The following is a 12,224-nucleotide window of genomic DNA, read 5'->3' as shown; positions in this document are numbered from 1 at the left end:
GGGGGCGCTGGAAAAACCAGCGCCCCGCCGGCCGAAAGGGCTTTCGGCTGAGGATCTGGAGCTGTGGGCGGCCTATGGGCGCACGCTGAGCCGGCTGATGCCGGGCCGCCGCCACGCGCCCTTGCCCTCGGCGCCGCCGGCGCCGGAACCGCCCCAGACCCGGAGGCGCCCGCCCCGAGCCGCCGCGCGTAAAACTGCCCAGCCCGTCCTGGCTGGCGGTGAATGCGCCGCCGGCGGGGCTGGATAAATCCACCTGGTCGAAATTCCGTGGCCAGAAAATTCGCGCCGAGGCGAAGCTGGACCTGCACGGCCACACCGCCGCCCGGGCCCATACGGAAGTCACACGGTTTCTGGAGATGGCGCAGGCCACGGGGCTGCGCTGTGTGGAGATCGTCACCGGCAATGGCGAGATTCTGGCGCGTGAGCTGCCGCACTGGCTCAACACCCCGGCGATGCGGCCGCTCATCCTGGGCCTCGCCCACCCGCATGCGCGCAATGTGGGGGCCATTCGCGTGCTGCTGCGCCGGCGCCGGGGATGACGCCGTTCGGGGAGAAATTGCGGGCGCTGCGCCAGGAGCGGGGCATTCTGCTGAAGGACATGGCCGCGGCGCTGGAGGTCTCACCGGCCTATCTCTCGGCGCTGGAACATGGGCGGCGGGGCGCGCCCTCCGCCGGGCTGGTGCATCAGGTCTGCCAGTTTTTCGGGCTGATCTGGGATGATGCGGATGAGCTGGCGGCCCTGGCCCGGCAATCGCGACCCCGGCTGAAGCTTAACAGCGCGGGGCTGAGCGCGGCGCAGACGGCGCTCGCCAACCGGCTGGCCAAGGAGCTGCGGAATTTATCGCCGGAAACGGTGGCGGCGATCCAGAAGCTGCTGGATGCGAAGGAGGCGGGCTAGAATGTTTTTCATCAAATGAAAAACACTCTAGCTTTTTCTTTGCGAGCAATTTCAATCATCTGATCTGAACCTTCCGTTTCAGATCAGATGATTATTGCTCTAACCCGGCAGCACGGCCTGGGCGCGCAAGGCGCCGAGCAGCGGCAGCAGCGGCAGGCCGAGCACGGTGAAATAATCGCCCTCGATCCGCTCGAACAGCTGCGCCCCCTGCGCCTCCAGCCGGTAGGCGCCGACGCAATGCAGAATCTCGGCGCCCTCGGCGACCAGATAATCCTGCAGGAAATCCTCGCTGAATTCACGCATGGTCAATTGCGCGCGCGCCGCATGCGCCCAGAGCAGCGCCCCATCCTGCACCAGGCAGGCGGCGCTGATCAGCTCATGGGTGCGGCCGCGAAAGCCGCGCAGCTGGTCGCCCGCCGCCGCCAGATCCGCCGGCTTGTCATAGACCACCCCGTCACAGACCAGCACCTGATCGGCGCCGATCACCCGCGCCCCGGGATAAAGCGCGGAGACCGCCTGTGCCTTGGCCTGCGCCAGCGCCGCCGCCAGCGCCTCTGGCGCGCCGGTAAAGCCAGATTTCAGCGCGGTTTCATCCACGGAGGAGGCCACCGCCGAGAAATTCACCCCGGCCCCGGCAAGCATGGCTTTGCGGCTGGCGGAGGCGCTGGCGAGGATCAGGGAGCGTGTCGGCACGCCTGTCTGTACCGCGCGGGGAGCGCCCCGTCCAGCGCGTGAAGGCACGGGTGAAGGCGCTGAGTTCGGAATATCCAAGCAGCAGCGCGATATCCGTGAAAGCGATCCCCGGCTGGCCGACATAATCCTGGGCCAGATCGCGGCGGATGCGGGCGGTGAGGTCTGAAAACGCCACCCCCTCCTGGCGCAGCCGCCGATGCAGCCCGGCCCGGCTCACCCCCAGACGCTGCGCCACCTGGTCGATCTGCGCCGCCCCGTTCAGAAACCCGTCCCGGATCAGCCCCAGCACCTGGCCGACGAAATCCCGTGCTCCCCATCCGCCAATTGCGGGCGCAGCGCCGCGAGCAGCCCGGCAGCCGCGCCGCAGCCGCCCCAGGCATCTTCGCCGCCAGCAATTCGGCGGGAAACAGCAGCGCATTGCGCGGGGCGGCGTAATAGACCGGGGCGCGGAAGCCAGACGCCGCGCGGGCTCCGGCCGGGCGCAGATGCTCGAACTGCACCTCCAGCGGCGCGAAACCCGGGCCCAAGGCCCGGCGAAATATCCCCGCGAACACCGCCAAAGACAGCTCCGCATCCTGCCGGCGCTGGGTGATCCGTCCATCGCCGATCTGATATTCCAGCGCCATCACCGCGCCCTGGGCGCGCAGGCGCAGGCAGGAATGCTCCTGCAGCACCGGGAAATAGGCGCAGAGATTGCGCAGCGCCGCCCCCAGATCCGGCGAGGCCAGCACCAGCGCGCCCAGCGCGCCCATCTGTTCGGGCGCATATTGCTGGCCAAAGCGTAAGCCGAAATCATCCAGCCCGGTCTGCGCCGCCGCTTGCTCGAACAGCCGGCAATAGGCCATCAGGCTCAGACGCTGGGTGGGGTCGGCCAGCCGGGCGGCGGGCAAGGCCAACCCGGCCAGCAAGGACGGCGCATCCCCGCCGCACTGGCCGATCAGCGCCTCGATCCCTGCCGCGGCAGCGGCGGCGATATGCGGCTCCACACCCATGCGCTCACCCTTTCAGGAAAGATTTTTTACGCTAAAGCAAAAAATCACACAAGAATAAGCAATCGCCCATTTACGATGCAAACCAAGCCCAGTTTCTGCGCCGCCACCTTAAACAGCCTTTCTGGTTGCACTGATTTTGACACCAAATGTCAAGCGCGTCGCCGGCATCTTCGTCTCTACTCCGGGCATCAAACAGCCAGCTGCCTTCAGGACGGCAGCGCTGACCAAAACCAGGAGTGTGACGATGGACGATCTGCATCTGCCAACCCCGGCCGCGCCGAGCCTGTGCGCGAGCCTCCGCCACCCGCTCACCCCGCTGGACGCCGCCGAAATCCAGCAGGTGGTGGCGATCATCCGCGCCGATGCGGCATTTGGGCTGCCTTATCTGTTCGAGGTGATCGAGCTGAAGGAGCCGAGCCAAGCTGCCCTGGCCGCCTACCGCGCCGGCCAGCCCTGCCCGCGCGAGGCGCGCGCCAATATTTTTCTGGCCGATGCGCCCGGCGTCTGGCGGCTCAGCCTCTCCTTGGCCGACAATATCGTCACCGCAAAGAGCTTCCATCCGGAGGCACGGCCGATGATCCAGCTCGAACAATTCATCCAGATCGAGGATATCGTCCGCGCCCATCCGGATTTCATCGCCGCCTGTGCCAAGCGCGGCGTCACCGACATGAGCAAGGTCTGCGTCGACCCCTGGTCGGCCGGGAATTTCGGCGTGAAGGGCGAGGAAGGCGGCTATCTTTCCCATACATTCTGCTGGCTTCGCCTCTATGAGAACGAGAATTTCTACGCCCACCCGATCGAGGGCATCAATGCCGTGGTCGATATCAAGGCGGGCAAGGTGATCCGGGTGGGTGATTATGGCGTGCTGCCGATCCCGATGGCGGAATTCAATTACGAGGCGCAGTTCCGCGACGATTTCCGCCCGGCGCTGAAGCCGCTCGACATCATCCAGCCGGAAGGGGCGAGCTTCGTGCTCAAGGGCCGCGAAATCAGCTGGGATAAATGGCGCTGCGTCATCGGCTTCAATGCCCGCGAGGGGCTGACCCTGCACGATATTTCTTACGATGGCCGGCCGATTGTCGCCCGCGCTTCCATCGCCGAGATGGTGGTGCCCTACGGCGTGCCGGAGGGCGGGCATTTCCGCAAGAATGTCTTCGATATCGGCGAATATGGGCTGGGCAAGCTCACCAACTCGCTGAAGCTGGGCTGCGACTGCCTGGGCTATATCGCCTATCTGGATGCCGCGCTGAACACCATGGAAGGCGGCATTTTCGAGATCGAGAAGGCCATCTGCATCCATGAGGAGGATAACGGCATCCTCTGGAAACATTGGGATTTCCGCACCGAGCGCACCGAGGTCCGGCGCGGGCGCAAGCTGGTGATCTCCTCGATCTGCACCGTCGGCAATTACGAATATGCCTTCTACTGGTATTTCGACCAGGCCGGCGAAATCGAATTCGAGATGAAGGCCACCGGCATCATCAACACCTCTGCCTGCCTGCCCGGCCAACCCACCAAATACGGGGTGGAGGTCGCCCCCGGGCTGCAGGGCCATATCCACCAGCACGCCTTCTGCGCCCGGTTGGAAATGGCGGTGGATGGGCCGGGCAATTCCATCGTCGAATGCAACACATATGCGGAGGAAGACGAAGCCAGGAACCCCTATGGCAACGCCTTCTACCAGCAGGATACAATGCTGAAGACCGAGCTGGAGGCCTGCCGCAAAGCCAATCCGGCGACCCAGCGTTATTGGAAGGTGATCAACCCCAACAAGCTGAACCATACCGGCAAGCCGGTCGGCTATAAATTGATGCCGGAATCCACCCTCACTCCCTTCTTCCGCCCCGGATCTCCGTCAGGCATCCGGTCCAACTTCATGCAGAACCATCTCTGGGTGACGAAATTCTCCGAGGAGGAGCGCTTTCCCGCCGGCGAATATATGAACCATTCTGACGGATCCGGCGGGGTGGCGGATTTCGTCAAGCAGGATCGGGCGCTGGAAAATACCGATCTGGTGCTTTGGCACGTGTTTGGCCTGCATCACCAGCCCCGGCCGGAGGATTTCCCGGTGCAGCCCTGCATCAAGACCGGCTTCAAATTGATGCCGGTCGGCTTCTTCAACCAGAATCCCGGCATCGACATCGCCCCGGAGACCAACCGCGCCAGCAAGCTGCATGGCGGCGGGTGCTGCGGGCATTAGGCGGCCTCCCAGGGGACATACGCAAAAACGGCACGGTGTTTGCATTGCCGCAACAACAGACCCCGCCGGCGCCTGGCGCTGGCGGGAGACAGGCTTCCAGCAAGGAGATTGAAGAGTATGGTCGCAACCACGGACATCGCGGCGCACCAGACTGAAGCGAAGTTGAGGCAGGGTTCGCTGAACCTGCCGGAGACGATCGGCCAGTCGATCGCCAATATCTCGCCCACCCTGACCCCGGCGCTGAACATCGCCGTGGTCGCCGGCATCGCCGGCACCGCCTCCTGGGTGTCGTATCTCATCGCCACCATCGGCTGCGTGTTCGTGGGCGCCAATATCTCCACCCTGGCCAAGCGCCATCCGGAGGCGGGCTCCTATTTCGTCTATATCGGCCGCAATCTCGGCCCGGTGGCGGGGGCCATGGCCGGCTGGCTGATGATCCTGGCCTATCTCGCCTGCGCCATCGCCGTGGTCACCGCGGCGCCGCTCTACATCAACACCATCCTGGCCCCCTTCAATCTCAGCCTGAATAATTTCTGGCTGGGCGTGTATGGCGCGGCCTTCCTCGGCCTCGTCGCTTTCGCCTCCTTCCGAGATATCAAAATGTCCTCGCGCGCCGGGCTGCTGCTGGAAGCGTTGTCGATGGCGATCATCGTCGTCATCATCGCCATGGTGGTGGCGCAGAAGGGCACCGTGGTGGACCCCAAGCAGCTCGATTTCAGCCATATGCCGGTCGGCGGCATGATGTCCGCGATGGCCTTCGCGGTGTTCAGCTTCGTCGGCTTCGAGAGCAGCGCCACCCTGGCCAAGGAAGCCCGCAACCCGCAGCGCGCCGTACCCTTCGCCGTCATCGGCTCCGCCGCCGCCGCCGGGCTGTTCTTCGTGGTCACCAGCTATTTCATGGTCATGGGCTCGGGCGACAACACCGCCGCCATGGGCAGCTCCGCCTCGCCCTTCTCGGACATGACCAAGGCTGCGCATCTGCCCTGGGCCGGTGCCGTGGTCTATTTCGCCGCCACCATCAGCGCCTTCGCCTGCGCCCTGGCCTGCCTCAATGCCGGTTCGCGCATGCTCTTCTCCATGGGCCGCTACCAGTTCCTGCACAGCTCGATGGGCATGGTGCATAAAACCCACCAGACGCCCTATGTCGCGGTGCTGTTCAGCACCGTCATCGTGATGATCGGCTATGTCGCCCTGGCGATCACCCAGGGCTATCTCAACGCCTTCAATATCGGCGGCACCATTTCCACCTATGGCTTCGTGATAGTGTATCTGGGCGTGTCCATCGTCTCCTCGCTGGATGTCGCCAAGACCGGCAAACTCAGCGCCTGGAACATCATCTGCAGCCTGGTCGGCGTGGCGCTGATGGGCTTCGTGGTCTACAGCTCCGTGTTCCCCTGGCCGGCCGCGCCGGACCAGTATCTACCGCAGATTTTCGCGGCCTACATCATCCTCGGGCTGATCTGGTTCATGGTGCTGAAATCCAAATCCCCGCAGGTGCTGGCCAGCATCGCCAACGACATGGAAGGCTGAACCCCAGCCTCCACGGAAAAAGCCCCGGACATGTGTCCGGGGCTTTTTTATGGGCATTGACTTCTGCCGCGCGGCGAAGTACCCGCACGCTCACCTCTTGTGGCGGCGTAGCTCAGTGGTAGAGCAGGGGAATCATAATCCCTTGGTCGGAGGTTCAAATCCTTCCGCCGCTACCAGGGTTTTCCCTTAAAATTCAGCCTTTGAACGCGGATGCCGGATAGCCCTGCGCGAAGAGCAAAGCCGTCAGATCCGTGTGCACCACGCGGTTCAACATTTCCGCCGCCACCACCGGCTTGGCACGATACGCCACGCCCAGCCCGGCGGCTTTGAGCATCGGCAGATCATTGGCGCCATCGCCCACGCTCAGCGTCGCGGTCAGCTGCACGCCGCGCGCCTGGGCCAGCTCGTTCAGCGAAGCCAGCTTGGAATCCTTGTCCAGAATCGGCTCGCCCACCTCGCCGGTCAGCGCCGTGCCGTCATCCAGCAGCGTGTTGGCGCGGTGGATGGCAAAACCCAGCTCCTGCGCCACCCGGTCGGTGAAGAAGGTGAAACCGCCGGAAACCAGCGCGGTGGTGGCGCCGAAGCTGTTCATGGTCGCCACCAGCGTTTTCGCGCCGGGGCTGTACTGGATCTCCTTCCAGCATTCCTCCAGCTTCGCCACCGGCAGCCCCTTTAGCAGCCCGACGCGCTCGCGGATGGCGGCATGAAAATCCAGCTCCCCGTTCATCGCCCGCGCGGTGATGCCGGCGATTTTCTCTTTCAGTCCGGCAAAGGCCGCCAGCTCGTCCAGCGTCTCGGCGGTGACGATGGTTGAATCCATATCCGCCACCAGCACCGCCTTGCGCCGGCCGCGCGGCTTGGTGAGGAAAATATCCACCGCCTTGTGGCTGAGAATCGCCGCGATCGCCGAACGGTCCGGGGCGCGCGGGGCGTGGAATTCCACCGCCCTGCCCTCCTCCAGCCAGGTCAGATTGCGCCCTTCCGAATAGGCCAGGGCGCGGGCGGCGTCCTGGGCGGAGAGGGTGCCGGCCTCGATGCTGGCCACGAGCGTCACGATATGGGATTGGGCGGATGTCATGGACGCGACGGATAGGGCAGAGAACGGCTTAGGGCAACGGCGGGGTCTGATCCTGGCGGGACCGACGGCGAGCGGAAAATCCGCCTTGGCCCTGGCTCTGGCCGCCGAGATGGGCGGCAGCATCATCAATGCCGATGCGATGCAATGCTACCGCGAGCTGCGCCTGCTCACCGCCCGCCCCTCGGAAGCGGACGAAGCCCAGGCCCCGCACCGGCTCTACGGCGTGCGCGCGGCGCATGAACCGGCGAACGCCGCCTGGTGGCGGGAGGCGGCGAAGGCGGAGATGGCGGCTTGCGACTATCCCATCCTTTGCGGTGGCACCGGCATGTATTTCTCGGCTCTCGTGAAGGGCATCGCCAATATTCCCGACCCTGGCGAGACGGCCCGGGCCGAGGCCAGGGCGCTGCTGGCGGAGATCGGCCCGGAAGCGTTGCATGCGAAGCTGGATGCACCGACCGCCGCGAAGCTGAAGCCAGGCGACAGCCAGCGCATCGCCCGGGCCTATGAGGTGCTGATCGGCACCGGCAAGGGCATCACCTACTGGCAGGCGCAGCCGACCGACCGGCTGCAAGGCTGGGATCTGAAAATGATCCTGCTCGACCCGCCCCGTCCGGATCTGAAAGCCGCGATCGAAACCCGTTTCACCGCCATGCTGGCGGGCGGCGCGCTGGAGGAGGCGCGGGCACTGCTGGCGCTGGGCCTGCCGCCCGACGCCCCGCTGCTGCGCGCCCATGGCATGCCGGAACTGGCGGCGCATCTGCGCGGCGAGATCAGCCTGGAGGAGGCGAAAGCCCGAGCCTGCCTCGCCACCTTCCAATATACCAAGCGGCAGATGACCTGGTTTCGGCATCAGACGCTCGTCGGCACAACAGGCATGCAAATAATTCATTCAAGAATTGGCAGTCACACGCAATTTTCGGAAAGAAATATCGCTGATTTACGAAACTTCCTGAACAGCCCCGGTTGACCTTCGCATCCCGCCGCTGTACCGGAACATGAAATACTCCCGACGTGAATGGCAGGTTTAGCATGGATCACACGAACACAGCACCCGAGCTGATGAATTCCGGCGCGGAAGCCCTGCTCCGGGCGCTCAAGGCGCAGGGCGTGGATGTGATTTTCGGCTATCCCGGCGGCGCCGTATTGCCGATTTACGACGCGATTTTCCAGCAGAACGAGATCCGTCACATCCTGGTGCGCCATGAGCAGGCGGCGGTGCATGCGGCGGAGGGCTATGCCCGCTCCACCGGCAAGGTCGGCTGCGTGCTGGTCACCTCCGGCCCTGGTGCCACCAACGCCGTCACCGGTCTGGTCGACGCGCTGATGGACAGCATCCCGCTGGTCTGCCTGTGCGGCCAGGTGCCCACACATCTCATCGGCAATGACGCCTTCCAGGAGGCGGACACCACCGGCATCACCCGCCCGGCGACCAAGCATAATTACTTGGTCAAGCAGTCCGGAGATTTGGTGCGGGTGGTGCACGAGGCCTTCCTGGTGGCGCGCACCGGCCGCCCCGGCCCGGTGCTGATCGATCTGCCCAAGGATATCCTGATCGCCCCGGCGCCCTATCAGGAGCCGGCGGCCCAGCCCGTGCATCGCTCCTACCGCCCGCAGACCGCGCCGGACCCGCGCCGCATCGCCGAAGCGGTGGCGCTGCTCAAGCGCGCCGAGCGCCCGGTGATCTATGCCGGCGGCGGGGTCATCAATGCCGGGCCGGAGGCCTCGCGCCTGCTCACCGAGTTCACCCGCCTCACCGGTTTTCCGATCACCAACACGCTGATGGGCCTCGGCGCCTTTCCGGCCTCGGACCCGCTCTTCCTCGGCATGCTGGGCATGCACGGCACCTACGAGGCGAACCTCGCCATGCATGGCTGCGACGTGATGCTGAATCTCGGCGCCCGCTTCGATGACCGCGTCACCGGTCGGCTCAACGCCTTCTCGCCGAACTCGAAGAAAATCCACGCCGATATCGACCCCGCCAATGTCAACAAGACGGTGCAGGTGGATGTAGCCATTATCGGTGATGCGCTGGCGACGCTGAAGGCGCTGATCGCCGCCTGGAAGCAGGACAGCACCAAGACCGACAAGGCCGCGCTGGCGAACTGGTGGGCGCAGATCGATGTCTGGCGCAGCAAGAACTCGCTGCGCTTCACCCAGCCGCGCGACAAGGGTAGCATCATCAAGCCGCAATACGCGATCGAGCGGCTCTACCAGGCCACACGCGGGCGCGAGACCTACATCACCACCGAGGTCGGCCAGCACCAGATGTGGGCGGCCCAGCATTTCAAGTTCGAGAAGCCGAACCGCTGGATGACCTCTGGCGGGCTTGGCACCATGGGCTACGGCCTGCCCGCCGCGATGGGCGTGCAGGTGGCGCACCCGGACGCGCTGGTGATCGACATTGCCGGCGAGGCCAGCATCCTGATGAATATTCAGGAGATGGGCACGCTGGCGCAGTACCGGCTGCCGGTGAAGATCTTCATCCTCAACAACCAATATATGGGCATGGTGCGCCAGTGGCAGGAGCTGCTGCATGGCAGCCGCTATTCGCAAAGCTATTCCGAAGCCCTGCCGGACTTCGTGAAGCTGGCGGAGAGCTTCCATGGTGTGGGGCTGCGCGCCGAGAGCGTGGATGATCTGGACCGGGTGATCGCGGAGATGATCGCGATCGACAAGCCGGTGATCGCCGATATCTGCGTCGACCAGAAGGAGAACGTCTTCCGATGATCCCCTCCGGTGCGGCGCATAATGAAATGCTGCTGGGCCGGAGCATAAGGATGAAGGCCCGGCGGTTACCAATGAAGGGATGGCGCTGGTCTGATGTCTGAAACGAATTTGCGCTCCGCCACCATCTCGGTTCTGGTGGAGAATGAATCCGGCGTGCTGGCGCGCGTCATCGGGCTGTTTTCCGGCCGTGGCTATAATATCGACAACCTCACCGTGGCACCGGTGGAGCGGGACGGCTCGAAGAGCCGCATCACCGTGGTGACGCGCGGCACGGCGATGGTGATCGAGCAGATCAAGGCGCAGCTGGACCGGCTGGTGCCGGTTTATAAAGTGCTGGATCTGTCCGAAGGGCCGCATCTGGCGCGCGAGCTGGCGCTGATCAAGGTGCTGGGCACGGGCGAGAAGCGGGCCGAGGCGCTGCGCCTGGCGGATGCGTTCCGGGCGCGCGTGATCGACGCGACGACGGAGAGCTTCACCTTTGAGCTCACCGGGGCGACGGATAAGCTGGACGCGTTTCTGGAGCTGATGCGCCCGCTGGGTCTGGCGGAAGTGTCGCGCACGGGCGTGGCGGCGATTGCCCGGGGCACCACGACGATTTCTTAAGTCATAAAAGTTTTTGGGGTGTGGGGTGTTTTTTCAAAAACACCCACAAAAACTTTTATTTACGCCGCGGTTCCGCCAATGGTCAGCCCCGACAGCTTGATTGTCGGCTGCCCCACCCCCACCGGCACGCCCTGGCCATTCTTGCCGCAGGTGCCAATGCCAGGGTCCAGAGCCGGATCATCCCCGATCATCTCCACCTTCGTCAACGCATCCGGCCCGTTGCCGATCAGCGTCGCCCCTTCACCGGCGACGTCACCTTGCCATCCTCGATCAGATAAGCCTCGGAGGCGGAGAACACGAACTTGCCGGAGGTGATATCCACCTGGCCGCCGCCGAAATTCACCGCATACAGCCCGCGCTTCACGGAGGCGATCATGTCCTCCTTCTTATCCTGCCCGCCTTGCATGATGGTGTTGGTCATGCGCGGCATCGGCGCGTGGGCGTAGCTCTGGCGGCGGCCATTGCCGGTGGCGCGCATATTCATCAGCCGGGCATTCTGCCGGTCCTGGATGAAGCCGGTCAGAATCCCATCCTCGATCAGCACCGTGCGGCTGGTCGGCGTGCCTTCATCGTCGATGGTCAGCGAGCCACGGCGGTTGGGGATGGTGCCGTCATCCACCACGGTCACACCCGGGGCGGCGATGCGGCTGCCCAGCAGCCCGGCAAAGGCGGAGGTCTGCTTGCGGTTGAAATCGCCTTCCAGCCCGTGGCCGATGGCCTCATGCAGCAGAATGCCCGGCCAGCCCGGCCCCAGCACCACCGGCATCTCGCCGGCGGGGGCCGCCACCGCGCCGAGATTGACCTCGGCCTGGCGGATCGCCTCGCGCACCGCATTCTGCCAGAAATTCGGGTCGATATAGGCGCCATAGCCCGAGCGCCCGCCCGCGCCATGGCTGCCGGATTCACGCTTGCCGTTCTCTTCCAGCACCACGGAGATATTCAGCCGCACCAGCGGGCGGATATCCGCCACCCGCGCCCGCCGGCGCGGACGATCTCGATCACCTGCCACTCGCCGGCTATGCTTGCCATCACCTGCACCACGCGCTTATCCGCGCCCCGGGCGAAATCGTCGATCTGCTTGAGCAACGCCGCGCGCTCCGCGAACGGCGCCTCGCCCAGCGGGTTCACGCCCACGTAAAGCGGCGCCCCGGCGGCGGCGGGCTCGCCGGCCGTCACCGATTGCTCCATCGCCTTGGCGGCGCGGATGGTCTGCGCCGCGCGGCCCAAGGCGGCGGCGGAAATATCCCCGGCATGGGCATAATAGGCGGCCTCGCCGAGCACCGCGCGCAGGCCAAAGCCGCGACGCGTATCGAAGCTGGCGGCACGGATGCGGCCATCATCGAGCGAGATGGACTCTGATTCCCGGTATTCCAGGAACAGCTCGCCATCATCCGCCCCGTCGAGCGCGGTGGCGATGTGCTTGGCAGCATCAGCCAGATCCAGCCCTTGCGGGCCGTGGAAGAATTCATCCGCCTTGGTCAGCGCGTCACTCATCTCTCACAC

The 12,224-nt window shown here is 64.9% G+C and carries 9 protein-coding genes, 1 tRNA gene and 3 pseudogenes; 8 read left to right on the top strand and 5 right to left on the bottom strand.

Annotation, left to right across the window (positions count from 1 at the left end; genetic code table 11):
* Nucleotides 1–218 precede the first annotated feature (218 nt).
* Both GT370_RS16410 and GT370_RS16405 read left to right on the top strand, forming a co-directional pair.
* A complete protein-coding gene (locus GT370_RS16410) occupies nt 219–539 on the top strand; it encodes a Smr/MutS family protein (protein ID WP_270183403.1) in 321 nt (106 codons plus the stop codon).
* Nucleotides 536–898 carry a helix-turn-helix domain-containing protein gene (locus GT370_RS16405; protein ID WP_008494929.1) on the top strand — a complete coding sequence of 121 codons (363 nt, stop codon included), beginning with the start codon at nt 536–538 and terminating at the stop codon, nt 896–898. Before GT370_RS16410 ends, GT370_RS16405 begins: the two co-directional genes overlap by 4 nt.
* Before the next feature lie 99 nt (nt 899–997).
* Here the strand turns inward: GT370_RS16405 and GT370_RS16400 are convergent, their stop codons facing one another.
* From GT370_RS16400 to GT370_RS21645, 3 genes and pseudogenes are all read right to left on the bottom strand, one after another.
* The gene (locus GT370_RS16400; RefSeq protein WP_008494927.1) at nt 998–1,591 is read right to left on the bottom strand and encodes a Maf family protein; all 594 of its coding nucleotides are present in this window, start codon (nt 1,589–1,591) and stop codon (nt 998–1,000) included.
* Complete coding sequence (locus tag GT370_RS21650) at nt 1,488–2,009, bottom strand: helix-turn-helix transcriptional regulator (RefSeq protein ID WP_442865548.1); 522 nt, start codon at nt 2,007–2,009, stop codon at nt 1,488–1,490. Before GT370_RS21650 ends, GT370_RS16400 begins: the two co-directional genes overlap by 104 nt.
* Nucleotides 1,984–2,583: pseudogene (locus tag GT370_RS21645) on the bottom strand (AraC family transcriptional regulator); the annotation flags it as partial. The pseudogene GT370_RS21645 and the gene GT370_RS21650, both read right to left, overlap by 26 nt.
* Before the next feature lie 244 nt (nt 2,584–2,827).
* Here GT370_RS21645 and GT370_RS16390 point away from each other — a divergent pair.
* The 3 genes from GT370_RS16390 to GT370_RS16380 all read left to right on the top strand — a co-directional run bounded on the left by GT370_RS16390 (nt 2,828) and on the right by GT370_RS16380 (nt 6,489).
* Nucleotides 2,828–4,783 (top strand): primary-amine oxidase, encoded by a 1,956-nt coding sequence (locus GT370_RS16390; RefSeq protein WP_008494925.1) that lies wholly within the window; start codon nt 2,828–2,830, stop codon nt 4,781–4,783.
* A 117-nt stretch (nt 4,784–4,900) separates the two neighbouring features.
* Complete coding sequence (locus GT370_RS16385; protein WP_008494924.1) at nt 4,901–6,313, top strand: APC family permease; 1,413 nt, start codon at nt 4,901–4,903, stop codon at nt 6,311–6,313.
* Nucleotides 6,314–6,414: 101 nt separating this feature from the next.
* Nucleotides 6,415–6,489 (top strand) — tRNA-Met (locus GT370_RS16380).
* 17 nt (nt 6,490–6,506) lie between these two features.
* Here the strand turns inward: GT370_RS16380 and serB are convergent.
* Nucleotides 6,507–7,391, bottom strand: coding sequence for a phosphoserine phosphatase SerB (serB, locus tag GT370_RS16375; RefSeq protein ID WP_008494923.1), 885 nt, complete (start codon nt 7,389–7,391; stop codon nt 6,507–6,509).
* Here serB and miaA point away from each other — a divergent pair.
* The 3 genes and pseudogenes from miaA to ilvN all read left to right on the top strand — a co-directional run bounded on the left by miaA (nt 7,390) and on the right by ilvN (nt 10,721).
* Complete coding sequence (gene miaA / locus GT370_RS16370) at nt 7,390–8,358, top strand: tRNA (adenosine(37)-N6)-dimethylallyltransferase MiaA (RefSeq protein WP_039885376.1); 969 nt, start codon at nt 7,390–7,392, stop codon at nt 8,356–8,358. The two genes, serB and miaA, sit on opposite strands and share 2 nt — an antisense overlap.
* Before the next feature lie 92 nt (nt 8,359–8,450).
* A pseudogene (locus GT370_RS16365) lies at nt 8,451–10,212 on the top strand (acetolactate synthase 3 large subunit).
* Nucleotides 10,212–10,721 (top strand): acetolactate synthase small subunit, encoded by a 510-nt coding sequence (gene ilvN / locus GT370_RS16360; protein ID WP_008494920.1) that lies wholly within the window; start codon nt 10,212–10,214, stop codon nt 10,719–10,721. The pseudogene GT370_RS16365 and the gene ilvN overlap by 1 nt, the downstream one beginning before the upstream one ends.
* Before the next feature lie 59 nt (nt 10,722–10,780).
* Here ilvN and tldD read toward each other — a convergent pair.
* Nucleotides 10,781–12,215 (bottom strand): annotated as a pseudogene (gene tldD, locus GT370_RS16355) (metalloprotease TldD).
* Nucleotides 12,216–12,224: the final 9 nt, after the last annotated feature.

The sequence above is a fragment of the Acidocella sp. MX-AZ03 genome (genome assembly GCF_027626035.1).
In the GTDB taxonomy this organism is placed as follows: Bacteria; Pseudomonadota; Alphaproteobacteria; order Acetobacterales; family Acetobacteraceae; genus Acidocella; species Acidocella facilis.
The sequence above is the reverse complement of the archived record's forward strand: the minus strand, read 5'-3'. Positions and strand labels throughout refer to the sequence as shown.